The sequence below is a fragment of the Variovorax sp. 01T432 genome, assembly GCF_056398605.1.
Genome location: NZ_JBFTPS010000063.1, coordinates 1 through 23,178 on the forward strand (window position 1 = coordinate 1; position 23,178 = coordinate 23,178).

Genomic DNA, 23,178 nt, shown 5'->3' on the forward strand with positions numbered 1-23,178 from the left:
ACCAAGCGAGGCGACGACCGCGCGCCCCTGCACAGCTTTCGAACGCTGCTGCAGGACCTGGCCACCGTGGCCTACAACATCACCTCCACCAGCCTCAACCCCAACGCCAAGATCGTCATCACCACCCGCCCCACGCCCATCCAGGCCAARGCCTTCAAGCTGCTCGRCGTGAACCCCGTCTGTTCCCAGTAGCGCACCCGCACATTTCAAGAATGTCTCGACGAATCAAGGGCTTGTGTGCAGCACTCTTCAAAGTTCGGCCTAGACATGATGTCGCCTTGCCTGGCCTTGCCTGGCCTTGCCTGGCCTTGCCTGGCCTTGCCTGGATAGGCGGCCATCATGTCTTGTCCGGCACGCGCAATCAAGCGCCACAAGCCACTATTTCGTTCTTTGAATTTCGATCCAGTCCAGGCGCGTTGAAAGTCCGAAGTACTTCATGTCGACAGGCAACTGTATCTGGACAACATTCAACCCGGCCTTCAGATCAGTGGAGGGCACGTCGCCTTCGACCTCATCAGCTGAGATCCACCGAAGCCTAATGTCATTTCCGTTCAATCGGATCTTCATGTCTTCCTTCTTCGATTCAGGGGCAAATGTGTCGAAGCTGCCGCGCAGCCGATACGGAGCGGCCGCCGGCAAGAGTTCAAAATAGAGATCTGCGGTTTCAGCTGTCTTCCAAGCTGCTGCCTTATGGTGAAAGCGCCCAACTTCCCATTCCGCCTCGCGCCAGCCGGATCCTCGGGTCGGTATTTCAAGGCTCCAATAGTCGCCAAAGTCCCATCGATAGGAGTCCCCCACCTTCTCGTCTTCGAACATGGCAAAGTGGAACAGCCTCGGCCTAGCTTTCAGTACGCCGCGATACCGCAATGCAATCGGGTCTTGATCCCGGTCCAGTCCAGCTCTGTAGCCATCAAGAGCTGGATCTGAAATCACGGCACCGTTTGCATCGATGACAATGACCTTGGCGTTGCGCGCATCCACTCTCCGCTCCGCAGGTACCGCTGGCGAGACATAACCGGGCCCAGTGACCACCGCCGGGTAGCTGAAGATCCACCCCCGATCATCCCTTGCACAGGTCCCCTTTCGCCCGAGGCTATCTCCGGTATGCCATTCCATGCTGGGCTGGTGGCAGATTTCGATCGGGCCCATTTCGTGACCGTAGAAATAGCTAAGCGCCTGCGGCAAGAGCCCCTCCAAAAACATCCAGGTATGACCGATTTGATTGGTCCCATCCAGCACCACAAGTGTCTTGCCATCAAGATGACCATCGAAGTTCTCGACAATGGCTCTCAAGATTGCACGTTGGCTTTCGGAGATCTTCACGTAATGATGGAATTGAAATAGCTGCGCGCCCAGGCCCAGCGCAATGAGCGCCATCGCGGCCAAGGATGCGCCAACACGTGTTCTGCGCGCAAGCCAGGCCAGGAGAGCGACCCAAACCATGGCAGCACCGGGCGTCGCCCAAAGGAAGGTGCGCTGACTAATGGCCAGATGGGGTTGCGACAGCAGAAACGGGGCGTACCCCATCAGCATGAGTGCGAAGCCGACACTGGCCAGTCGCAAAGCGGACGCATTCGTGAGCGAGGACGGATCGGAGTTCGGACCACCGGGTCCGCGGCCGATTCGCGACACCAGTACCCACGCAAGAACAGCGACGGCCAACGTCGCAGCAACAAGATATGAGTAGCTCGAGTACGCCGTCGAAAGAATCCGCATTGCATCGAACCATCCGCCTAGCAAGGAGCGCAGCGCACCCACAGTGAAAAGCTTCGGAAACGAACGGGAGAGGATGGCGAAAATTCCGCCTTCACCACTTGCAAGGCTCTGCTGGTAGCTGGCGACCTTCTTCGACGCCCACCACGCGTAGCCAATGTAAGCGCCGGATCCGGCAAACCAGATGCAGATCAGGCCCAGCCTGGACCGTAGGAGCACAAGCCAATTCCGCAGTCCCTCCCTAGTGAGCAGCAGCAACAAGGGAACCAGCACCAGTGTAAGTGCGGCTTCGTATACGCAACTGGCCAGAAAGAACAGCAAAGCGGCTAGGGTGGAGGTGCCAAGAGCTGCGATACGACGCGGCTCATCGAGAGCCCGCATGAAGACGGCGCAGGAGAGCAACGCGATGGCAGTCGACGAATTGATGTGCAAGCTGCGAAATGAGAGCTGCATCGTGTCCGCCGGATAAACGAGGACCAAGACGCCCATAACGATGGCCAGAAATCGCGATCCGGTCGCCTTCCAGAGGAGGTAGGTCGACGCCACACCCTTGATCGCCAGCGCGACTATCTGTAACGCATGCCACCCATTGAATGAGTTCGGATCTAAGGAGTAAGCCGCTGCAAAAGACGAAGGCATCAGCACGCGAAGCGCATGCAGAGCGAGTGGGCCATCCGGACGCGCGATGAAGAGGGGGCCGTGCGTGCTGAACAAGCCAAGCATTCCCCACTCCTCGATCGAGCCGATCATTGCCGTCCCAAAGGGCAACCAGACGAGAATGACAACGAGCAAAGATGGCAAGATCAGCACCGGAAGGCCCAGACTCCCATCGCCCCTCAGATTGTCGGCCTGAGCCCTGTTTTCGAATGAATCAGCCATCTTTATGACAGTACGCTCGTGGCGCTGCGAAGCCCTAAAAATCCGATCCCAATGGTTCTGTTATCTCCTTCCGGAACAGTGGGATGGGGTACCTCGAATTCAATGAAGTTCGTTGGAGCGGCCAAATCAAATTCCTGTGCTATTTCTTCCCCTGGTGCCAAGGCCCCGGGTATTTTCAAGTTTCGAGTCTGGCCCCCCACTGTCACCGACACATTGGCCCCAATATTCGGACCAAAACCGACAGCCCGGAGCAGCAGCCTGAACCGACCTTCGAGCGTGTGGTTCAGTTCAAAGCGGACCCTCTTCCCGACGCTCCAGCGCCCCCAGTCCTCGACCCCGCCCAAACCTTCCACGACATCCACAAATGAAGGAAGCCCGGAGGCCCTGAAATCAATGCCATCCGCAAGTGACGATCCGAGCGACTCTCGCGCTGCGGAGGCGCTCAAGGTCACGGGTGCCGCGGCGCGGACCTCCATCATCCCCACCCCTATGAAGCGTGTGTCTTTTTCCGGGCTCGTCGGATAGGGGACCGCAATTTCAATGAGGTTGGTCGAATGCCCCAAATCAAAATGGAGCCATGAGCCTTCCGCCTCATTCATGCCGGGTGTCAGGTGAATAAACTGGGTCTGCGACCCGATCCTGACGGGAATCGGAACCTCCGCATTCTTGCCGTAGCCCACGGCTCGCACAAACAAGCGAAACCGCCCCTGGAGCAGATGCCTTGCCACGATCATGATGCTGCGGCCGTTGCTCCAGCGCCCCCACTGCTCCGCGGGCCCCAAACCCGTGACGTAGTGAATCGACTCCGGATACAGTGGCGCGTTGAATCGAATCCCATCATAGAGCGATGCCCCAAACTCCGCCTTGGACTCTGCCGCCGTCAGAGTGGCTTTGGGTGGCTCGATGGCGTTGCGATGAGGGTTCACCTTTGTGCGCCCCCGCGCCCACGGCATCATGAGTGTTCGCTTGGTCTCCTTCCAAGCGATCTGCATTTTCGATTCTCTCTTCAGCGCTACGGTAAATCCGCGCTCATCCATCTGCTGACGCCACATCACACTGCAGTAGGCATCAGAGAATTGGCGTGCAATCGTCTGCTGGTCCTCGGTCAGCTCCGCGATGAGTTCCCTGTCGTCACTCAGGATCCTTTCAATGAGGCCGCGCGCTTCTTCGATCGTGGAGACACGCCCCTTGGTCGCATTCTGGCCCATTCGGTCGAGCAGAGAACCCTTGAAGAAGACAACGGGCATGCCATTGATCGCCGCTTCGATGGGCGAGTAGTGAACGTGCCGAATCTCAGTGGAGTGATAGTAGAGCACGGCGCATTCCAGATACAGTCGCTTGAGTTCTTCGTCCGAAACAAATCCGAGTACATGAGGATCGGGAACGGGCACGTCCTGCGTCCCAACGATGACGTGCGGCAGATCACCAAAGTCCTCTTTGAACTTCCTATAGATCGTCGAATAGTAGGAATCAGTCACTGCATTCGGGCACACAAACAAGATCTTCTTCTCTTTGCCAGTCCATTGCCTGGCGGTTGAAAAGAAAGTGTCGGGGATTCCGATTGGAAGAAAGAGGGACCTCTCAACAAACAATGGTTCTTCACATTCGTGGAGGTGGTCGTAACTCTCGCCAAACCAAAATCTCTCTCTGATTCCCTTGATCTTCCTTAGCACGAGAGGACCGTACAGGTCCTCGAGAAACCGGGTGTAGTTGTTATCGTTATTAAGACCAAATGCCCGAAATATAAGTTGGCCTTCGAAATTCTCGACTGCCTCAGCAGTCAGGCGCGCATGCGGAATGACGATTGCGGTGCCAAAGTATCGGTTGAGCAACTTGGTGATCTCCGGCGTCCACTCATCCTCATAGAAATTGAATTCATTGAGTACCTGAAGAACCTTCAATGGCAAAGTCAGAGAGGCGTCGTACGACGCATCGACAGCGCCACTTCGGAAGCCGAACTTTGGAAAGATCTTGGGTATGAATATCTCGAAACCCAGCCTCTGGATCAACGGGGCTTCGTACGGCATCAAGGTGCGGTGATTGAGCAGCCAAAGGATTCTCTTGTTTCGATTGAACATTCGGGAAGTCGAAGGAATTGTCTTGGTTGTTAAAACGTCCGAGGAGGCTAGCCCCTCGCCCGTTAGTGTGGCGCGATCGGGACCCAGTCCAGCCGCGCCGAAAGGCCCAGACCCTTCTCATCAAGGTCGGAGACGAACCCCAGCTGATTCCAGCCATGCGCCAGAACGCCGGCGGGCATCTCGGCCTCGAAGTCCGAGGGCGACACCCAGCGCAACGGCAAGGGCTGGCCGTTCACGCGCAGGGTCATGCTGGTTCGGACTGCATCGCTTGCTATCTGATCGAATTCGGCACGCGCCATGTAGCTGCCTGGGGCCGGAGCAAGTTCGAAGCGAAGATCGGCTGTCGGACTCATCTTCCAGGCCGCGGAGCGATGCGAGAAGCCATTGCCGATCCACTCGGCTTCGCGCCATCCGGCGCCGCGCGGGGGCACATCCAGACCCCACCAGTCGCCGAACCCCCAGCGGTAGCTCTCGCCCACAAACTCGTCGCGGAACATCCGCCCAACCGGCCCTGGCGAGCGCGACGCAAGGATGCGCCGGTAACGCCGGTCGATGGTCTCGTCGCCCGTCAGCAGCCGTCGCCGATGGTCCGCCGCAGCGGGTCGCGCTGTGGCTATTCCGTCCGCGCCGATGGCGACAACCACGGCGTGCTCTTTCGCGACTCTGCGTGAGGTGTCGAGCAGCGGAACGGCACCCGGCGCGGTCGACATCGGGAGGAAGCTGAAGGTCGCCCAAGATACGGGCAGATGGATCTGATGCGGCGCCGGGTTGCATTGCTGATCGAAACGAATCGTCAGCAGGATGACGAGCGCGATTACACAAACGGCTGCCCCAAGGTAGAGAAAGCTCGCGCATTCCGTTGCCACCATTCGGGCGGCGTCGGTCCACCCCATGACCAGCGCGCGCGCGCTCCCGACTGTGAAGAGTTCAGGCAAGGCGTCATGGACTGTTGCGAGCAGTCTTCTCCCGTCACCCGTGACCTGGGCCTGATAGCTCGAAATTCTGTGCGAAATCCACGCCGCATAACCCACATAGAGGCTCGGCGTTGCGCCCCACACCAAGGTCATCCCGACCAAGCGCGCTCGCAGCCAGCTGCCTCGGCCGAGGCCATGGCGCACGAACAGCACGGCGATCGGCAGCGCGATCAGGGCAACCGCGACTTCATAGATGGCAATGCCCACAAGGTAGAGCATGGCGGCCATGAGGGCGACTCCGACCGCGCGTAGCCCGCTGCGCATATCGAAGGCTCGCACCAGTAGCGCGCAACCCACCAGCGAAAACGCCAGCGCAACCTTGATGTGGATGCTGCGAAACGAGATCTGCATCGTATCGGCCGGATAAAGAAGGACTAGCACCCCCGCAACGACCCCCCACGCGCGGGACCCCGTCGCGCGACTCGCCAAGTAGGTCATCGCTCCCCCCTTAAGCAGCAGCGCCGCCATCGTCAGCCAGTGCCAGCCGTCGAATGAATCCGGGTCCAGCAAATGGGCAATGGCAAAGCTCAAGGGCATAAGCGGACGCAGGCCGCGCGCCGCGAGTGGGCCGTCAAGATGGACGAAGAAGAAGGGCCCATCCTTCACAAAAAGGCCCAGGAGGTCCCACTCCTCAATCAATCCGGTAATCGAGAAACCGAAGGGTAGCCAGAGCGCCGCCAGAACAGCGCCACATGGCAGGAGCAACACGGCCCACGTGCCAAGCATCTCGCGATTGTTCCTCATGACCATACGACTCGACGCCTCCAGCGCCCCCATTTACCGCGCATCAAGGGCGGCTCGAGCCCGCTCGCGGACTTGCGAACACGTAGTACTTGTTCAGCACAAAAGAAAGGGCGAAGTACACAACCCCAGCCGGGATCTGCGCCACGCCTTCGTGCACGCCGACGCGGTCGATCAGCAAGATGAGCACACCGAGGTTGGCCAGGTAGGCCAACAGGAAGATCGACACGAAGCGAACAATTTCCCGCGGCGCAGAGGCGACGCTGCGAAAGGTAAAGGTCCGATTCATTACGTACGACACGACCAGGCCGACTGAATATCCGACGACGTTACTCGTCACGGCGCCGAACCCCGCGAGGTACATGCACGCATAGATCACCGCATAGCCGAGGACAGTGTTCAATACCCCAACTGCGGCGAAGCTGAGAAACTGCCTCATCGACAGTGGCCTGCACTAACCCAATACTGCCCCCCGAGAGGCAGCCAGCCCAGATGCTTTTCGATGGGGAGCAGCCAGGACAGCCGGGGGGGAACGAACAGGCAATAGGTCTGCCGTCGGAGATCGAGGCCGGCACCGCGAAGCAGCGAGCGCAGTTCAGCGGGCTTGAGCAGGACCGCGTCCGCATCGAACGGGCAGTTGTTCACAATGCGCCGGGTGACGGGGTTGAACGGGTTGTGCTCGAAGATGTCGACCGAGCCGCCGGGCGCGAGTCGTCGCGCGAGCGTCACCATGACCGCTTGCCGCTCAGCCACCGGAATGTGATGAAACACGCTGGCCACGAAGATGAGATCGAAGGCGTCAAGATCGAGTCCTTCGCGTTCGACCTCGAAATGCGCGGTGGGATTGTGCTGCGCCGCGATGCGCAAACTTGCGGCCGAGACATCGGTACCCACGATCTCGGCATCCGGGAAAGCAGCTTGAAGGTAAGGAACGTTTCGGCCGGTTCCGCAACCGTATTCAAGGACACGCGTGACAGGCCGCGGCGCGGCGTTGTGGATCAGATCAACCTTGTAGCGTGCAAAGTACTCAGAATCTTCCGCGTAGAGCTTGGTGCTTTCGTGCAACAAGTCGTCGTAGTCGCCAGAGTAATCGTCGAAGTCGATCTTGACGGGCGCGCCCGTCTTGTCATCGACTGGTGTCGCAACAGGGGTGGGGGGCACCTTGGCCCCGCGATCATTCCCAGACACGCCAGGGCGCCTTTCCATCGGTCCAGAGATTTTCGAGTTCACGCTTGTCGCGCAGCGTATCGCAAGGCTGCCAGAAGCCGTGGTGCTGGAAGGCCGCGAGTTGGCCGTCGCGTGCGAGGTTCGTGAGCGGTGCGCGCTCCCAGGACGTCGCGTCGTCTGCGACGTAGTCGATGACGGAAGGCTCGAGGACAAAAAAGCCGCCGTTGATCCAGCCGATTTCGTCGCTGGGTTTCTCCTCGAAGCTGGAAACACGGTGCGATGCATCGACGTTCAGTACGCCGAAACGTCCGGGTGGCTGCACGGCAAGAACGGTGGCGAGCTTGCCATGGTTGCGGTGGAACGCCAGTTCGGCACCGATGTCGACGTCGGACAACCCGTCTCCGTAGGTCAGACAGAAGGTTTCATTGTCGAGGTACTTCGCAGCACGCTTGAGGCGCCCTCCGGTCATCGTTTCCGCGCCTGTGTCGACAAGTGTGATGCGCCAATCTTCGGCCTGGCTGTTGAGGATCTGGTGATCGCCAGTGCGCAGATCGATGCGCATATCGGACATGTGGCGGTAGTAGTTGAAGAAGAACTCCTTGATCACATAGCCCTTGTAGCCCAGGCAGATCACGAAGTCGTTGATGCCATGACGCGCGTAGATCTTCATGATGTGCCACAGAAGCGGCCGCCCGCCGACTTCGACCATAGGCTTGGGCTTGGTATCGGACTCTTCGGCAATGCGCGTGCCGAGGCCCCCCGCGAGGATGACTGCTTTCATTTGCTCTCTTGGTTAAAGCTTCAGATCGTCCGGCCGCATGTTGAGGCTTCGCTCGACGATTGCGATCGGTTCGGAACGGAGAGTTCGGTAGATTCTCAAAATGTACTCGCCAATAATGCCTAGCAGAAAAGCATTGAGCCCAATGCCGAAGAGGACGAGAAGCTGGATGCTCACGAATCCCGGTGGAAGATCGGGGCGCAACCACCGCAAAGCCACGTAGTACAACGCGCCGAGCAGGCTCGCCAACAACATGACAACGCCCAGAAACGACGCCATGCGCAGCGGCACCGTCGAGTGATTGAACACAGCGGTCAGGCCTAGCCGCATGAGCCGCATGACGTTGAACTTGCTCTCGCCCGTGGTCCGCGCATCGCGATCGTAGGCGATGCCGGTCTGGTTGAAACCCAGGCCGGCGATCATGCCGCGCAGGTAAGGATTGACCGTCCGGAACTTCGAGATGGCTTCGATCACCGCCCGATCCACAAGCCGGAAATCGCCCACATCGCGTGGAATCGGGTGTTCGCTGACCTTGTCGATCACCCAATAGCCGCACTTGCGAATTACATTGAGCAGAGTGCCCTCCGCCCGCTTGCGGCGAATACCGTAGACAACGTGGTAGCCCTGTTGCCAGAGCGCAAAGAACTGCTCGAGCATTTCCGGGGGGTCTTGCAGATCGGCGTCGATCTGCATGACCGCATCCCCGCGCGCATGCAGGTAGTTGGCGAGGATCGAACTCTGGAAACCAAAGTTGCGAGAGAAGCGCATCGCGCGCACTCGCGGGTCGACCGCCGCGATCTTTGTCAGCATCGGCCAGGTTTCATCGTCCGAATGGTTGTCGGTGAAGACGAACTCGAGGTCGCACCGATCCGTCATGCGATCGGCGAGCCTGACGAGGCGTTCGTACAGCGCCTGGATATTGCCGGCCTCGTTGAGGACGGGAATTGAGATCGACACCAGTGGTCGGCGGTCGGTCGAGGAAGTAGGGTTGTTCATACTCGCGGCGGAGGTCCTGACAAGAGAGCCTGCAAATAGGCAGTGACGCCCTGCAACGCCGGACGAAAGTGGAAATGTTCGAGTGCCGGCAAGCGCGGCAGCACAGTTGCGTAATTGTCCGCTGCCGGCTCGGGCCGGGCGCCCACATGCAGAAGTTCGGCCCGCCCCAAGGCAGAGAACACATGGACCGCCAGCTCGCGCAGCGTACAGGGCGATCCATGACTCAGCGCTACCACACCGGTCATATCCGCACCTAGCAGTGCATGCAGTGCGGCGACGTCGTCTTCGACGTGATGGTATTCGCGCAGTTGGCGACCAGGGGACATTTCGAATGGGCGACCCGCTCGCAGCGCACGGCACATCTGCCCCAGGAACATGAAGGGGGCAGCCTCCCCACCGCCGTACAGCGTGTGGACCTGAAGGTGAGTAACCGGAGCGCCGTGGTTGGCGCGCTCCGTCGCCAAGCGGCCGAGTTCGGCCTTGGTCGCGATGTACGAATTGGGATGGTCCGCTAACCGTTCCATCACAGTCCCGAACGTCACGACGCGCAGACCTGCCCCACACGCACCCTCGATCACTCGCGCGGGGAGCTCGAAGTTGATGCGCCGGTGCTCGGCTTCGGGCAGGCTCGGATCGAGCAGACCAGCCGTGACGAGCACGGTCGACCCTGGCGCCGCGGCACTGAAATAACGGGCGATCGCCTCGGCGGCATCTTCGCGCCACCAATCTTCATAGACCACCCGATCGAGCGCGATGACTTCGCCAGGAGGACGGGACGCGCAGATCGCCCGTCCGAGCCTGCCGCGGCCGCCAATCACATAGATCATGCGGCGATGTCCTTGCGCCAGGCGTCGATTTGTCGGAGCGTGAGCGCTCTAGCATTCTGTGGCGCAGCGTAGTATTCGCGGTACCAGGCCGCCGTCTCACGGACCACACGCTGCGTATCCCAGGCAGGCTGCCAGCCCAGTGAATTGCGCGCGAAGGAACTGTCGAGCGCCAAGGCCCGCGCTTCCGGGAGCGGATTGCTCATGAATTCCAGTTGTGGACGCTGCCATTCGTTGCTCATCAGTTCAAGCACATCTCGCACCGAATACTGCCTGGCATCCTGCGGGCCGAGATTCCATGCGCGTGCAAAGTCATTCGCCCGCGGCCCGATCAGTTTGGACATCAGCAGCAAATAGCCATGGACGAGCGCGAGAACGTGCTGCCACGGACGCGTGGCGTCGGGGTAGCGCAGCGTCAGCTGCGTACCGTCCACGACACTGCGCACGAAGTCCGGAATCAGCCGGTCTTCCGACCAGTCGCCGCCGCCGATGATGTTGCCGCCGCGCGCGGTCGCGATGGCGGGGCCCTTGCCTTCGGCAAAGGGATACGATGCGGCGTAACTTTGAATCACCATCTCGGCCGCGGCTTTGGAAGCACTGTAAGGGTCCTTGCCACCGAGCGGATCGTTCTCGCGATACGGCCAGGGCCATTCGTTGTTGAGATAGACCTTATCGGTCGTCACGCACACGACCCCACGCACACTGGGTGTCGAGCGCGCCGCCTCCAGTACGTGTGCCGTTCCCTGCGCGTTGACATTGAAGGTCCACAGCGGCTCGCGGTAGGAGCGCCGCACAAGCGGTTGCGCAGCCAGATGCAACACAAGTTCGGGCTCGAAGGTCTGCATCGCATTCAACAGGGGCTCGTACTCGCAGATATCGCCGATCGTGCCGGAAAGGTCCGCGTCCACCTCGGCCGCGGCAAAGAGCGATGGCGTGGTGTCGGGCGCCAAGGAATAGCCGGCGACCTGCGCGCCAAGCTCTTTCAGCCAGAGGCAGGCCCACCCACCGGTAAATCCTGTGTGGCCTGTAACCAAGACCTTGCGGCCGCGCAGAGCTGCCTCGAAGTCTTTCGCATCAGTCATTCTTTTTCCTTGATTCGGTTGCATCGAGCGACGGTGAACCTTCGCACCGAACGCTCGTCACGCGCACTGCGCAATCTCAGTCGAACAGTTCGGCACCATCCAGCGACGAAGCATTCGCATCCTTTTCTGAGAGCATGTGTGCCAACCCTGCATCCGGCCAGCGGATACCGAGTCGCACGTCATTCCACCGTACGGCCCGCTCATGGGCTGGCGCATAGTAATCCGTGGTCTTATACATGAAGTCGGCCGCCTCGCTGAGCACAAGGAAGCCATGTGCAAATCCTTCGGGCACCCACAACTGCTTGTAATTCTCCTCACTGAGTTCAACTCCTACCCATTGCCCGAAGCTCGGCGAGGCCTTGCGGATATCCACAGCCACATCGAACACCGCTCCTCGCACTACTCGCACCAGCTTCCCCTGCGGCTGGCGGATCTGATAGTGAAGCCCCCGCAACACGCCCTTGACCGATCGCGAATGGTTGTCCTGCACGAAGTCGACATGCCGCCCGACCGCTTCGTCGAACGCCTTCTGATTGAAGCTCTCATAGAAGAAACCGCGCGCATCGCCGAACACCCTGGGCTCGATCACGAGAACATCGGGAATCGCGGTAGGCGTTACCTTCACGACCGCACCTCTTCATTGAGCAGATGGTTCAGGTATTTGCCGTACCCGCTCTTTTCGAGAGGGGCCGCAAGCTTTGCGAGCTGCTCCCGCGAGATGAAGCCGTTGCGCCAAGCCACCTCTTCCGGGCACGCGATCTTGAGCCCCTGCCGATGCTCCAGCGTCGCGATGAACTGTCCCGCTTCCAACAGACTGTCGTGCGTTCCGGTGTCCAGCCACGCGTAGCCGCGCTGCATGATCTGCACGTTGAGCCGGCCGCTATCCAGGTAGGCCTGATTGACCGCCGTGATCTCCAGCTCGCCGCGCGCGCTCGGCTTGATGGCTTTCGCGATCTCGATGACCTCGTTGTCGTAGAAGTAGAGGCCCGTGACCGCATAGCTGCTCCTGGGCGTCGCCGGCTTTTCCTCGATGCTGCTGGCCTTGCCCTGCGCGTCGAAGGCAACCACGCCGTAGCGCTCCGGGTCATGCACGTGATAAGCAAATACCGTGGCGCCTGTCTCCTTGGCATCGGCTTGGGACAGCAGGTGAACCAGATCGTGCCCATAGAAGATGTTGTCGCCGAGCACAAGCGCACTCGGCGCTTCGCCGATGAACTTCTCGCCGATCAGAAAGGCCTGTGCCAGGCCGTCGGGGCTCGGCTGCACGGCGTACTGCAGGTCGATGCCCCACTGGCTGCCGTCGCCCAGCAGTTGCTGGAAGCGCGGCGTGTCCTGCGGCGTGCTGATGATGAGGATCTCACGCATCCCTCCGAGCATCAGCGTGCTCAGCGGGTAGTAGATCATCGGCTTGTCGTACACCGGCAGCAGCTGCTTGCTCATAGCCAGGGTGGCCGGGTGCAGCCGCGTGCCGGAGCCGCCGGCGAGGATGATGCCTTTGCGTTGCGTCATGTCTTCTTCGTTGTGGTGGGTCAGAGCGTTTCGCGCAACATGCGCGCGACACCGTCCTGCCAGCCGGGCAAACGGAGCCCGAAAGTGGATTGGAGCTTGGTGGTGTCCAGGCGCGAGTTGTGCGGCCGCGCGGCCGGCGTCGGAAACGCGCGGGTCGGCACGGGGTCGACCGTCTCGGGCGTCGCCTTGAGTTCGGCGCCCGCCGCGAGCGCCTGCTCGATCACGAAACGCGCATAGCCATTCCACGTGGTCTCGCCGCCGGCCACCAGGTGATAGAGCCCTGCCTTGCCGGCGTCGCGCAGCGTGTCCCGAATGGCATGGGCCGTCACGTCGGCGAGCAGCTCGGCGCCGGTCGGCGCGCCGAACTGGTCGTCGATGACGGTAAGCCGCTCTCGCTCGCGGGCGAGGCGCAACATGGTCTTGGCGAAGTTGCCGCCGCGCGCGGCATACACCCAGCTCGTGCGAAAGATCAGGTGCCGCGCGCAATGCGCCGCCACCAGCTGTTCGCCCTCGAGCTTGGTGCGGCCGTACACGCTGAGCGGGCCGGTCGGATCGTCTTCGCGCCATGGCTTGCTGCCGCTGCCATCGAAGATGTAGTCGGTCGAGTAGTGGACCATCAGCGCGCCGATCTGCTGCGCCGCCCGCGCCACCACGCCGGGGGCCGTGGCATTGAGCTTGCGCGCGAACTCGACCTCACTCTCCGCCTTGTCGACGGCCGTATGCGCAGCGGCATTGACGACGACATCCGGCCGTACCTTGCGCACGGTCTCGGCCAGTTGCTCGGGTCGGCTGAAGTCCGCGTGCAGATCCGTGCTGTCGAAGTCGAGCGCCACCAGTTCGCCCAGCGGGGCCAGACTGCGCTGCAGCTCCCAGCCGACCTGCCCTCCCTTGCCGAGCAGCAACAGCTTCATGCCACCACCCGGGCGGCGGCGCCGTCGTAGTGCTTCTGCACCCATTCGCGGTAGGCGCCGCTTTGCACATGACGCACCCACTCGCCGTTGGCGAGGTACCACTCGACGGTCTTGCGGATGCCGGTGTCGAAGGTCTCGGCGGGCTTCCAGCCGAGTTCGCGCTCGAGCTTGCGCGCGTCGATGGCGTAGCGGCGGTCATGCCCGGGGCGGTCGCTGACGTAGCTGATCTGCTTGCGATAGCTCTTGCCGTCGGCGCGCGGGCGAAGCTCGTCGAGCAGCGCGCAGACGGTGTTGACGATCTCGATGTTGGGCTTCTCGTTCCACCCGCCGACGTTGTAGGTTTCGCCGAGCCGACCCGCTTCAAGCACGCGGCGGATGGCACTGCAGTGGTCCTTGACGTAGAGCCAGTCGCGCACCTGCATGCCGTCGCCGTAGACCGGCAGGGCCTTGCCCGCGAGCGCATTGACGATCATCAAGGGGATGAGCTTCTCGGGGAAATGGAAGGGGCCGTAGTTGTTCGAGCAGTTGGTCGTCAGCACCGGCAGGCCGTAAGTGTGATGCCAGGCCCGCACGAGGTGGTCGCTCGCGGCCTTGCTCGCCGAATAGGGGCTGTTGGGCTCGTACTTGTGCTCTTCGGTGAAGGCGGGCTCGGTCGCCGACAGCGAACCATAGACCTCGTCGGTCGACACATGCAGAAAGCGAAAGGCGGCCTTCTGCTCGGCCGGCAATGCGCTCCAGTAGCCCCGCACGGATTCGAGCAGGCGGAATGTGCCGAGCACGTTGGTCTGCACGAAGTCCTCAGGGCCGTGGATCGAACGATCCACATGCGATTCGGCCGCGAAGTTGAGCACCGCTCGTGGCTGGTGCCGGGCCAGAAGCTGGTCGAACAGGGCGCTGTCGCCGATGTCGCCCTGCACGAACACATGGCCGGGGTTGCCCTCGAGCGAGGCGAGCGTTTCAAGGTTGCCAGCGTAAGTCAGCTTGTCGAGGTTGACGACCGCTTCGCCGCCTTGTGCCATCCAGTCCAGGACGAAATTGGCGCCGATGAAACCGGCGCCGCCGGTAACCAGGATCATGGAGTCCCCTGCTGTTGTCGAGTAAGGCCGCCTTCGGCCAGGAAAGCGCGGAATTATCCCATTTGGGAATGTTTCAAGACGCTATGCAGCGTCGGGCGCGTCGCCGGCGAAGGTCCGCCATATGCGTGCGGCACAATCTCGCCCTGCATCCCAGCCCTCCAAGAATGAACACCCATCCTTCCGCCTTCGTGGTGATCACGCCAATCTTCGAGGATGCCGAAGCTTCGAGCCGCCTCTTTCAAGAGCTTTCGGCGACCTTCGGCGACCAGGTGCACGTAGTGGCGGTGGATGATGGTTCGGTGCGCGAGCCTGTCGACATTCAGCAGATGCGTGGCTGCGGCTTGAATGGGACGGTCATCCATCTTCGCCGCAATGTCGGGCATCAGCGGGCGATCGCCGTCGGGCTGAGTTATGTGGCGGAGCACATGCGCGCGGCACAGCAGGTCGTCGTGATGGATTCGGACGGCGAAGACCTGCCCGCCTCCATCCCCGAGCTGCTTCAATCGCTGCAAGCGGCAGACGTGGATCTGGTCGTCGCCCAGCGGCGGACGCGCGTGGAGACCTTGCGCTTCAAGGCGTTCTATGCGGTCTACAAGCGTCTGTTCAAGCTGCTGACGGGCCGCAATATCAGCTTCGGCAATTTCATGGCGCTCAAGCCGGCGGCGGTCCGGCGGCTGAGCGCAATGCAGGAACTCTGGACGCATGTGGCCAGTTGCGTCCTCACTTCGCGGCTTCGAATTCACACTTGCGCGCTCGACCGCGGCCCTCGCTATGCGGGCAAGAGCAAGATGAACTTCGTCGGGTTGGCATTGCACGGATTTCGTGGGGTGATGGTGTTTGCCGAGGATGTTCTGGTGCGCGTCGGTATTGCGTCGGCGTTCGTTGGAGTTCTTGCCATCGCGGGAGGCGTGGCCTCGGTCGCTCTCAAGCTATCGGGTTATGCGACGCCGGGCTGGTTCTCGGTGGCGCTGGGTATCCTCCTTCTGGTCTTCCTGCAGACCGGCACCCTGGCGCTGATGAGCCTCATGCTCACAGGGGTCAGCAAGGCGGGTGCTCCGGCGCAGACGGCCTACACCCATTTCATCGACGCCATCGAGCATAGCCACGGCGCGGCTGCATGATCCTTCGCCTCAGGCTCAAGGACCCACGCATGGCGGAGGTCGGGCGCTACATCCTCAACGGCCTGGTCGCGACCGCGATCCACTACGGCGTGCTGACCTTCAACCTCAAGGTGCTCGGCATACCTTCGGCAGGGGTGGCGAACTTTCTCGCTGCGTGGTTCGGAATCGCGGCGTCCTTCATCGGCAGCCGCTTCTTCGTGTTTCGCAGCCAGGGCGCGCCATGGGCGAGGCAGGCACTGCGCTTCCTGACGCTGTACGCAATCATTGCCTGCCTTCACGGCCTGCTGCTGTTCGTCTGGACCGACGTCCTTCATCTGAACTACACCGCGGGCTTCCTGGTCGCCACGGGCCTCCAAACCCTCTTGAGCTACGTCGGCAACAAACTGCTGGTGTTCTCCGAACCATGAAAACACGCCAATTCATCGCCGCAAGCGCTCTCTTCACTGCCCTCGCCTGCCTCATCTATTGGGTGCATATCTCGTTCCTGCACGTCAACGTGGTGTTCTACAGTGCCATTGTCGACGGCGTGCTTGCCGCCGCGATCACGGCCGCGGCGGTCTGGCGGCTCAAATCGTTCGCCATCTTCGGCGCCTTCGAGAAATTCCAGATGCTCCTGATCTGGCTGCTCGCGGCCTACGCGCTCGCCATCTCCGTGCCCACGGTGCTGGACCGATCGCTGTCCTTCTACATCCTTGAAAAGCTGCAACAACGCGGCGGTGGCATTCAGCAGAGCCGCTTCGCCGAGGTCTTCACCGAGGAGTACCTCAAGGAACACCGGCTGGTGGATGTGCGCCTGACCGAACAGCTGGAGTCGGGCACGATCCGCATCGAGAATGGCTGCGTCCGCCTGACCGAAAAGGGCAGCCGGCTTGCGACCTTCAGCCGATTCTTCCGGCGGCACCTGCTGCCCAAGCAGCGGCTGCTGATGGGGAAGTACAGCGACGACCTCACCGACCCTTTCAGGCACAGCGCGCCGCCACGGATCGACTACACCTGCGAATGAGAGTCGAGCATTGCGCCGTTCGCTGTTGAAGTGAAGAGCAGAGCGCATCCAAGCGAACGCCCTCCCCCATCATGCCCATCACCCTGCCCCTGGTTTGTCTGATCCTGAGTGCTTTCGCATTTCGAAGAATCAGCGACATGGATTGGCGGGGGGCGCTGCTGCTCGCCGCGGTTTCATGGGGCGGTCTGGTGACCCTTCTCACCGAGTCTCTGAGCGCGCTGAACGCGCTGGAATTCTGGCCGCTGGCATGCGCATGGGCAATTGTCTGCGCTGCGCTCCTGGCGATGATCTATCGCCGCCAGGCAGTCGGCCATCCGCAATCGGAGATTGCCTCTGGCCGCGGGCTTCCGCGATTTGACCTGCTGCTGCTGGTCTATCTGGCCGCGCTGATCGCGCTGACGGGCTTGTTCGCCTGGTCCTCGCCGCCCAACACCTGGGATTCAATGACCTACCACATGAGCAGAATCGCTCATTGGATGCAGAATAAGACCGTTGATTTCTACCCCACCGCCATTCTCAGGCAGCTGCATTCCAATCCTTGGGCCGAATATGCAATCTTGAATTTCCAGATTCTGAGTGGAAATGATCGGTTCGCCAATTTTGTGCAATGGTTCAGCATGATTGGCTCACTGGTTGGAACATCGGCACTTGCGAGGGAACTCGGCGCCAGCAGGCGAGGGCAGATACTCGCCTCGATCGCATGCGGAACCATTCCGATGGGCATCCTGCAGAGCACGTCGACGCAGACCGACTATGTCGCTGCTTTCTGGCTGGTGTGCCTCGTCTATTTTTCTATTCGTCTAAAGAACAGGACCAGTTGGGTCGATTCATTCGGATTTGGATCGGCGCTGGGTCTTGGGCTCCTAACCAAAGGCACGGTGTATGTGTTCGCATTCCCTTTCGTGGCTTGGCTGATCGTATCCTCGTTCAGGCGGGACGATCGTAGGAAACTCGTGCACGTGGGGCTTGCGCTGATGGTCGCACTCATCGCAAACGCGGGGCACTACGCCAGAAATTTCGAGCTGTACGGCAGTCCCCTGGGTCCGGGCACCGAGGGAGGGGACTTCGTCTACACCAACCAGATCGTCAATCCTTCTGCCGTGGTATCCAATATGCTGCGCAATGCCGGCCTGCATCTGGGCACCACTTCCGTGCGAGCTAACACTTTCGCGGAAGGAGCCATCTACAGGCTCCATGCTCATTTGGGAATCTCGACCAACGACCCGCGTACAACGTGGCCGGATACGGAATTTCACGTTCGACCGCCCTCCCACAATGAAGATGATGAAGGAAATTTCGTTCAGCTGCTCCTGATTGCAGCAACGCTGATTGTTTATTTTTCTGGCCGGCGACGCGATCCAAAGGTCACCACCCATGCGTTTCTGATCCTTTCTTCATTTGTCATCTTCTGCGCCTACCTTAAGTGGCAGCCTTGGCATAGCCGCCTGCAGCTTCCGCTCTTCGTGCTTTGGGCGCCTTTTCTCGGGCTCATGCTTTCGCGGATTCGAAGGTTTGGATTCGGCAATGCCTTGGCCATCGTCTTGATCCTGTCGTCCCTGCCGTCGCTTCTTTCTTCCCAGACCAAGCCGATCCAAGGAAAAGGCAGCATCTTCATTGCCTCACGGAGTGATCAGTATTTTTCTAAGCGCCGTGAACTGGAAGCTCCTTACCAGGAAGCGACGGACGTCATTTCGAGAATGAAATGCACGGATGTCGGTTTGCTGATTGGGGGCGATGATTGGGAATATCCTTTATGGGTGCTTCTGAACGAGAAGATGAATGGAAAGATTCACATCGAGCACGTCAACGTCATGAACGTTTCCAAGAAGATACATCAGGTGCGTGGCAACAATGAATTCACTCCATGCGCTATTTTCAATCTGGATCCCCACCCGCAGTCGACGATTTCCGTCACAGGCAGGGCGTACTCGAAGGAGTGGTTCTCAGGTACGGTAAATATCTTCAAGGTCAGTGACTGAGCGATAGGCCACAGCCTCTAACGGCGCGGGCCCGGCGCGGCTAGAGTCTGCCAACGCATTTCAAGGAAAACGATATGGCAAGCAAAGACGACGAAAAGGCGGCCGACCGCGTCAAGGACTCCGCCCAGCAGATCTGGCTCGCCGGCCTTGGCGCCTTCGCCAAGATGCAGCAGGAAGGCAGCAAGGCTTTCGAGGCGCTGGTGAAGGACGGCCTCGGCGTGCAGAAGAAGACCCAGCAGGCCGCCGAGGAAACCCTCGCCCAAGCCCAGGCGCGCATGGCAGGCATCGCCAGCGAATTCGGCACCAAGGCGGCAGGCGGCTGGGGCAAGCTGGAGAACATCTTCGAAGACCGCGTCGCGCGCGCGCTCGAAAAGCTGGGCATGCCCACCGCCCATGAAGTGGCGGCACTGCAGGCCCGGATCGAGGCGCTCGAAGCCCAGCTGCGAAGCAGGGACACCGCCGGCGCCACGCCTCGCCCTGCTCGCAAGACCGCCGCCCGCAAGCCCGCCGAGGCGGCGGCAGCCAAGCCCTCGCGCCGGCGCGCGCCCCCGCGCGAGCGTTAGCCGCGGGCCGAAGGCGCCCGCGCGGCCGACCCCATGTGCGGAAAGCCTGGTGGCTGGCGCCAGCCACATGATGCTAGAGTCCCCGCACGAGACAAATACGGGGTCATGTCATGGCCAAGAAGGCGCCACGCCGCACTGCGCAACGCATCCTCGAAGCCGCCCTTGACCTGTTCAACCGGTTCGGGGAACCGAACGTGTCGACGACACTGATCGCGGGCGAACTCGGCATCAGCCCCGGCAATCTCTACTACCACTACCCCGCCAAGGACGAGCTGATCAACCGGCTCTACGAAGGCTACGAGTCCTCGCTCAACGAGCTGCTGCATGCGAGCGAAGGCGTGCACGACGTCGAGGACGCATGGTTCTTCATGCACAGCCTGTTCGAGCTGATCTGGCGCTACCGCTTCCTCTACCGCGACCTGAACGACCTTCTGAGCAAGAACCGGCACCTGGAAACGCAGTTCCAGCTGGTCCTGAAGAACAAGGCGCGCGCCATTCGCGCCCTGCTTGCCGGCATGAGTCAGGCGGGCCACCTGGACATCGACGCCCGCGAGGTCGACCCGCTGGCCCAGAGCATGGTGGTCGTCCTCACCTACTGGCTGAGCTACGAATACGTGCGCAACCCGCGCGAGGCGCTCGAGCCGGGCCATGCCCAAGGCGCGCTGCTGCGCGGCGCGCATCACACGCTGCACCTGCTGGCGCCCTACCTCGCGCCCGAACAGCGTGGGCATTTGCTGACACTCAGTAACGCTTACACAGGCGAAGATCAGGCTGCGACAGTTTGAAACTCCGACACTTCAACGGCATGCCGCATCCGGAACTCCAACCGCTCACGCTGCTGTCGCCCCAGACGGGACCCGCCACAGCGCCGTGGACGCCCCTGCCCTATCCGGATGTGCCGCATTTCGAGCCCGCCGATCTGCTGGCGCACTGGCCACGGCTGCACGCCGGCCAAGGTCTGCAGCCCCCCGTGCCGGGGCCGCTCGCCGACGGCTGGGCCTGCTACCACAACGGTGATTTCGAAAGGGCCGCGACCATCGGCCTGTTGCATGGCCACGATGGCATGGCGCTGGCCAACCAGGCGACGGCCATCTACGCCAACTACCTCGAACCGCGCGAGGCCGCCCGGCAAGCGCTGTTCAGGCTGGTGGCCGAGCGCGCCGCCGCGCAATCGGGTGCCGAGCCGGACAACTGCCAAGCGCTCTACTGGCAGGCCTACGCGCTCGCGCACTACAGCCAGGGGATCAGCGTGGCCCGGGCGCTGGCGCAAGGGCTGGGGAGCAAGGTCAAGGGTGCGCTGGAGCGTGTGATCGCGCTGCAGCCGCACCATGCCGACGCGCATATCGCGCTCGCCTCATTCCACGCCGAAGTGATCGACAAGGTCGGCGCGCTGGTAGGCCGCATGACTTACGGTGTGCGGGCGGAGGCGGCCATCGCGCTGTTCGAGCGCGGCATTCAACTCAACCCCCATTCGGCCTGCGCGATGATGGAATACGCACGTGGCCTGCTGATGCTGCAGGGCGACGCGCGCATGGCAGAAGCCACGCGGCTCTACGAAAAAGCGGCGGCGCTGGAACCGGCCGACGCCCGGGAGCGGCTCGATGTGGAATTGGCACGCGCCGGCCTCTCGGATTAAATCATTCCGTGTTAATAGCAGCCTGATGATCACTTAAGCGGCCCAAAGGGGTTACTGGATTTCATCAGAATTCAGGGCATCTAACCGATTGCGGACCCAGGATTTTAAGCGTGCATGCACGCCTCAACCAATTTCTGGCACTCATTCCCTCAAGAAATGCGCGCGTACGCCGCCTGAGCTTCGCAATATAAACAATTTCATTGAAATACTTGGGCACGGAGCGTCGCAAATCCTCCAAGAGCCGGAATCGTCAATGCTGTGGTTAGCGGCAATTGAGCTTGACCCCGCACGACAGTTGACGCCGGCCAATGCCGTGCATGAGTCTTGTCAAAAAACAAACGCACTCTCGTCAGATTTTTAATGAGAATCGGATGCGCTTACCCCAGTACGGAGTGCTCGCCACCAGTTTCGCCTTGCAATGACAGGTTTGAATCTCCTTCCTTCCCCGCTTCACCTCTTTCTTATGGAGCAGTCACGCTGGGCTCACCGATTCTTTATCTTCATTTCGATCACGACCGGAATGAGCTCACTCTGACGCAATCTCAGACCTCGCGCCCCGTCGCCTCAGGTCACACCCTGAACGGGCTATCACTACTACTTAGGTTCAACTCCAAAAAATCTCAAGAAATCGAGCGTCTATGTAAGACTGCGCGTAGAGGTTCTCTGGGGCCCCAGAGAACCGGACCCGTAGGACGGCATTTTCGAAACGCTGTGGCAGAAGGCCAAGAAATGAGATCTAAGCAGGACATCGTGCGTGAAGCGCAAGAATGGCAAGTAGCGGACATTGAGCGGCGCAAGGCAAAAGGTATTTCCGAGCCAAGCAGCACAACCGTTACCGGATACATCAAAGAAATTCAGCGCATGAGGAAATTTTCAAACGACCCAACTGGATGTTGGAAATATGCCGCGCAAACCACGAGCCTCGGCACTTGGAAACGGCGAAAGGCAGCGATTTTGCATTACGTACGCTACGCGATCGGCAGAGCTCTAGAAACCTGGAACGAGCGCAGTCCGTTCGATCCAATGTCCTCCGAGGTGGTGCAAGCAGTTAGCATAATGAAATTCTGGCTTGATGTATCCCGCCAGTGCCCCACAGGCACTCCATTTAAGCCTAGAAAGCGCAAGACAAAGGCTCAAGGGATCATGCGACTTCCCATCGCATGGCAACAAACGCTCGTTGAACGAATGCCAAATTACCGTGAGGCTGTTGCGGTTGCGGCCATTACTGGCTGCCGTCCAGCCGAGCTTGAGCGAGGCATCGAGATCGCAATAACCGACGATACGTTGATCGTTCTTGTCAGGGGCGCAAAAGTCACCGAGCGAGCGGGTCAACCTTGGCGTCAATTTGCTTGGGAATTACCTTGCGAATCCAGATTGGTGACTCTTCTTGCCGAGGCCGCCAAGACATCCGGTGGGTCCAAGACAGTTCGAGTAAGCAGTTCGCTGAATTTCTCGACAGCCATTCGAGACGCAGGCGACAGAGTATGGCCAAAGCACAAACCACGCCTGACGGCTTACTCGTTACGTCATGCCGCAGCATCGGAATTCAAAAAGGCATGGGGCGACGCCGACCAAGTTAGTCAGGCCTTGGGCCACTGCGCCAGCGACACCAGAGGTAGCTACGGGCGTGCACGCTTCAGCAAGAGCGGCGCTGTTCCCTCTGCGGTCGACGCAGCCCGATCGGTAAGACAAAAAGGTCTGCTCGGGCGAGAACGGCGTGCAGACGAGCAGGATGGGCAGGATGGGCAGGATGGGCAGGATGGGTATCCTCGGTACTAACCTCCTACTGGCGCGCGCGTCCCCGCTTTAGTGGCGACTCAAGGTCGAAAGGGATCTTGGTTTCGATTTGGAGACATTCTTCTAAGATGCTCTCATTTGTCCTATGCCTGCCACGCCCGATCTGCAATCTTCGTTCGAAGCCGCCCAAGCCAACTCCAAGCTGCTCGCCGAGCGCCCGGACAACCCGACGCTGCTGAAGATCTACGGACTGTTCAAGCAGGCGACCCTGGGTGACAACGCCGAAAAGAAGCCCAGCTTCAGCGACTTCGTCGCTCGCGCCAAGTGGGACGCATGGACCGCGCGCAAGGGCCTGGGCGCCGACGAGGCCAAGCAGCAATACATCGACCTGATCGAGTCGCTGCGCTGAGG

At 60.7% G+C, this 23,178-nt stretch carries 22 protein-coding genes and 1 pseudogene; 10 read left to right on the top strand and 13 right to left on the bottom strand.

All coding sequences use genetic code 11. The annotated features are described in order from the left end of the window. Positions 1–192, top strand: a pseudogene (locus tag AC1DNF_RS30720) (IS1634 family transposase); the annotation flags it as partial. Positions 193–378: 186 nt separating this feature from the next. Here the strand turns inward: AC1DNF_RS30720 and AC1DNF_RS30725 are convergent. The 13 genes from AC1DNF_RS30725 to rfbB all read right to left on the bottom strand — a co-directional run bounded on the left by AC1DNF_RS30725 (position 379) and on the right by rfbB (position 14,728). Beyond that, complete coding sequence (locus AC1DNF_RS30725; protein WP_478152446.1) at positions 379–2,592, bottom strand: hypothetical protein; 2,214 nt, start codon at positions 2,590–2,592, stop codon at positions 379–381. A gap of 2 nt (positions 2,593–2,594) precedes the next feature. Continuing rightward, positions 2,595–4,670: a DUF7024 domain-containing protein gene (locus tag AC1DNF_RS30730; RefSeq protein ID WP_478152447.1), complete on the bottom strand. Its 2,076-nt coding sequence runs from the start codon at positions 4,668–4,670 to the stop codon at positions 2,595–2,597. Between the two features lie 62 nt (positions 4,671–4,732). Beyond that, positions 4,733–6,370: a hypothetical protein gene (locus AC1DNF_RS30735; RefSeq protein WP_478152448.1), complete on the bottom strand. Its 1,638-nt coding sequence runs from the start codon at positions 6,368–6,370 to the stop codon at positions 4,733–4,735. Between the two features lie 61 nt (positions 6,371–6,431). Then, a complete protein-coding gene (locus tag AC1DNF_RS30740; protein WP_478152449.1) occupies positions 6,432–6,824 on the bottom strand; it encodes a GtrA family protein in 393 nt (130 codons plus the stop codon). Then, positions 6,821–7,573 carry a class I SAM-dependent methyltransferase gene (locus AC1DNF_RS30745; protein WP_478152450.1) on the bottom strand — a complete coding sequence of 251 codons (753 nt, stop codon included), beginning with the start codon at positions 7,571–7,573 and terminating at the stop codon, positions 6,821–6,823. Before AC1DNF_RS30745 ends, AC1DNF_RS30740 begins: the two co-directional genes overlap by 4 nt. Next, the gene (gene rfbF / locus AC1DNF_RS30750; RefSeq protein WP_478152451.1) at positions 7,560–8,333 is read right to left on the bottom strand and encodes a glucose-1-phosphate cytidylyltransferase; all 774 of its coding nucleotides are present in this window, start codon (positions 8,331–8,333) and stop codon (positions 7,560–7,562) included. The genes AC1DNF_RS30745 and rfbF overlap by 14 nt, the downstream gene beginning before the upstream one ends. 12 nt (positions 8,334–8,345) lie before the next feature. Beyond that, positions 8,346–9,326 carry a glycosyltransferase family 2 protein gene (locus tag AC1DNF_RS30755; protein WP_478152452.1) on the bottom strand — a complete coding sequence of 327 codons (981 nt, stop codon included), beginning with the start codon at positions 9,324–9,326 and terminating at the stop codon, positions 8,346–8,348. Continuing rightward, complete coding sequence (locus tag AC1DNF_RS30760) at positions 9,323–10,153, bottom strand: NAD-dependent epimerase/dehydratase family protein (RefSeq protein ID WP_478152453.1); 831 nt, start codon at positions 10,151–10,153, stop codon at positions 9,323–9,325. The genes AC1DNF_RS30755 and AC1DNF_RS30760 overlap by 4 nt, the downstream gene beginning before the upstream one ends. Next, entirely contained in the window at positions 10,150–11,232 is a 1,083-nt protein-coding gene (gene rfbG / locus AC1DNF_RS30765; protein WP_478152454.1) for a CDP-glucose 4,6-dehydratase, read from the bottom strand. The genes AC1DNF_RS30760 and rfbG overlap by 4 nt, the downstream gene beginning before the upstream one ends. Positions 11,233–11,308: 76 nt before the next feature. Next, the gene (rfbC, locus tag AC1DNF_RS30770) at positions 11,309–11,857 is read right to left on the bottom strand and encodes a dTDP-4-dehydrorhamnose 3,5-epimerase (RefSeq protein WP_478152455.1); all 549 of its coding nucleotides are present in this window, start codon (positions 11,855–11,857) and stop codon (positions 11,309–11,311) included. Continuing rightward, on the bottom strand, positions 11,854–12,741 hold the full coding sequence (gene rfbA, locus AC1DNF_RS30775) for a glucose-1-phosphate thymidylyltransferase RfbA (protein ID WP_478152456.1): 888 nt from the start codon (positions 12,739–12,741) through the stop codon (positions 11,854–11,856). Before rfbA ends, rfbC begins: the two co-directional genes overlap by 4 nt. A 20-nt stretch (positions 12,742–12,761) precedes the next feature. Continuing rightward, a complete protein-coding gene (gene rfbD / locus AC1DNF_RS30780; RefSeq protein ID WP_478152457.1) occupies positions 12,762–13,652 on the bottom strand; it encodes a dTDP-4-dehydrorhamnose reductase in 891 nt (296 codons plus the stop codon). After that, on the bottom strand, positions 13,649–14,728 hold the full coding sequence (gene rfbB / locus AC1DNF_RS30785) for a dTDP-glucose 4,6-dehydratase (protein WP_478152458.1): 1,080 nt from the start codon (positions 14,726–14,728) through the stop codon (positions 13,649–13,651). Before rfbB ends, rfbD begins: the two co-directional genes overlap by 4 nt. A 14-nt stretch (positions 14,729–14,742) precedes the next feature. Between rfbB and AC1DNF_RS30790 the strand changes: the two genes are divergently transcribed. The 9 genes from AC1DNF_RS30790 to AC1DNF_RS30830 all read left to right on the top strand — a co-directional run bounded on the left by AC1DNF_RS30790 (position 14,743) and on the right by AC1DNF_RS30830 (position 23,176). Then, positions 14,743–15,849 carry a glycosyltransferase gene (locus AC1DNF_RS30790; protein ID WP_478152459.1) on the top strand — a complete coding sequence of 369 codons (1,107 nt, stop codon included), beginning with the start codon at positions 14,743–14,745 and terminating at the stop codon, positions 15,847–15,849. Further along, complete coding sequence (locus tag AC1DNF_RS30795) at positions 15,846–16,256, top strand: GtrA family protein (RefSeq protein WP_478152460.1); 411 nt, start codon at positions 15,846–15,848, stop codon at positions 16,254–16,256. Before AC1DNF_RS30790 ends, AC1DNF_RS30795 begins: the two co-directional genes overlap by 4 nt. Continuing rightward, positions 16,253–16,852: a hypothetical protein gene (locus tag AC1DNF_RS30800; RefSeq protein WP_478152461.1), complete on the top strand. Its 600-nt coding sequence runs from the start codon at positions 16,253–16,255 to the stop codon at positions 16,850–16,852. The genes AC1DNF_RS30795 and AC1DNF_RS30800 overlap by 4 nt, the downstream gene beginning before the upstream one ends. A 71-nt stretch (positions 16,853–16,923) precedes the next feature. After that, complete coding sequence (locus AC1DNF_RS30805; RefSeq protein WP_478152462.1) at positions 16,924–18,831, top strand: ArnT family glycosyltransferase; 1,908 nt, start codon at positions 16,924–16,926, stop codon at positions 18,829–18,831. A gap of 74 nt (positions 18,832–18,905) precedes the next feature. After that, a complete protein-coding gene (locus AC1DNF_RS30810) occupies positions 18,906–19,394 on the top strand; it encodes a phasin family protein (RefSeq protein WP_478152463.1) in 489 nt (162 codons plus the stop codon). A gap of 110 nt (positions 19,395–19,504) precedes the next feature. Further along, positions 19,505–20,179 (top strand): TetR/AcrR family transcriptional regulator, encoded by a 675-nt coding sequence (locus AC1DNF_RS30815; RefSeq protein WP_478152464.1) that lies wholly within the window; start codon positions 19,505–19,507, stop codon positions 20,177–20,179. A 20-nt stretch (positions 20,180–20,199) separates the two neighbouring features. Further along, the gene (locus AC1DNF_RS30820; protein ID WP_478152480.1) at positions 20,200–21,030 is read left to right on the top strand and encodes a hypothetical protein; all 831 of its coding nucleotides are present in this window, start codon (positions 20,200–20,202) and stop codon (positions 21,028–21,030) included. Positions 21,031–21,759: 729 nt separating this feature from the next. Next, complete coding sequence (locus AC1DNF_RS30825; RefSeq protein WP_478152465.1) at positions 21,760–22,809, top strand: site-specific integrase; 1,050 nt, start codon at positions 21,760–21,762, stop codon at positions 22,807–22,809. Positions 22,810–22,912: 103 nt separating this feature from the next. Continuing rightward, complete coding sequence (locus AC1DNF_RS30830) at positions 22,913–23,176, top strand: acyl-CoA-binding protein (RefSeq protein ID WP_478152466.1); 264 nt, start codon at positions 22,913–22,915, stop codon at positions 23,174–23,176. Positions 23,177–23,178 lie beyond the last annotated feature (2 nt).

Excerpts from the sequence above, each read along its gene's own strand:
- AC1DNF_RS30740 (WP_478152449.1), bottom strand. The coding sequence starts at position 6,824 with ATGAGGCAGTTTCTCAGCTTCGCCGCAGTTGGGGTATTGAACACTGTC.
- AC1DNF_RS30805 (WP_478152462.1), top strand. The coding sequence starts at position 16,924 with ATGCCCATCACCCTGCCCCTGGTTTGTCTGATCCTGAGTGCTTTCGCA.
- rfbB (WP_478152458.1), bottom strand. The coding sequence starts at position 14,728 with ATGATCCTGGTTACCGGCGGCGCCGGTTTCATCGGCGCCAATTTCGTC.
- AC1DNF_RS30810 (WP_478152463.1), top strand. The coding sequence starts at position 18,906 with ATGGCAAGCAAAGACGACGAAAAGGCGGCCGACCGCGTCAAGGACTCC.
- AC1DNF_RS30830 (WP_478152466.1), top strand. The coding sequence starts at position 22,913 with ATGCCTGCCACGCCCGATCTGCAATCTTCGTTCGAAGCCGCCCAAGCC.
- AC1DNF_RS30800 (WP_478152461.1), top strand. The coding sequence starts at position 16,253 with ATGAAAACACGCCAATTCATCGCCGCAAGCGCTCTCTTCACTGCCCTC.
- rfbG (WP_478152454.1), bottom strand. The coding sequence starts at position 11,232 with ATGACTGATGCGAAAGACTTCGAGGCAGCTCTGCGCGGCCGCAAGGTC.
- AC1DNF_RS30820 (WP_478152480.1), top strand. The coding sequence starts at position 20,200 with ATGCCGCATCCGGAACTCCAACCGCTCACGCTGCTGTCGCCCCAGACG.
- AC1DNF_RS30755 (WP_478152452.1), bottom strand. The coding sequence starts at position 9,326 with ATGAACAACCCTACTTCCTCGACCGACCGCCGACCACTGGTGTCGATC.
- rfbA (WP_478152456.1), bottom strand. The coding sequence starts at position 12,741 with ATGACGCAACGCAAAGGCATCATCCTCGCCGGCGGCTCCGGCACGCGG.
- AC1DNF_RS30760 (WP_478152453.1), bottom strand. The coding sequence starts at position 10,153 with ATGATCTATGTGATTGGCGGCCGCGGCAGGCTCGGACGGGCGATCTGC.
- AC1DNF_RS30725 (WP_478152446.1), bottom strand. The coding sequence starts at position 2,592 with ATGGCTGATTCATTCGAAAACAGGGCTCAGGCCGACAATCTGAGGGGC.
- AC1DNF_RS30730 (WP_478152447.1), bottom strand. The coding sequence starts at position 4,670 with ATGTTCAATCGAAACAAGAGAATCCTTTGGCTGCTCAATCACCGCACC.
- rfbF (WP_478152451.1), bottom strand. The coding sequence starts at position 8,333 with ATGAAAGCAGTCATCCTCGCGGGGGGCCTCGGCACGCGCATTGCCGAA.
- AC1DNF_RS30825 (WP_478152465.1), top strand. The coding sequence starts at position 21,760 with ATGAGATCTAAGCAGGACATCGTGCGTGAAGCGCAAGAATGGCAAGTA.
- AC1DNF_RS30815 (WP_478152464.1), top strand. The coding sequence starts at position 19,505 with ATGGCCAAGAAGGCGCCACGCCGCACTGCGCAACGCATCCTCGAAGCC.
- AC1DNF_RS30795 (WP_478152460.1), top strand. The coding sequence starts at position 15,846 with ATGATCCTTCGCCTCAGGCTCAAGGACCCACGCATGGCGGAGGTCGGG.
- rfbD (WP_478152457.1), bottom strand. The coding sequence starts at position 13,652 with ATGAAGCTGTTGCTGCTCGGCAAGGGAGGGCAGGTCGGCTGGGAGCTG.
- AC1DNF_RS30735 (WP_478152448.1), bottom strand. The coding sequence starts at position 6,370 with ATGCTTGGCACGTGGGCCGTGTTGCTCCTGCCATGTGGCGCTGTTCTG.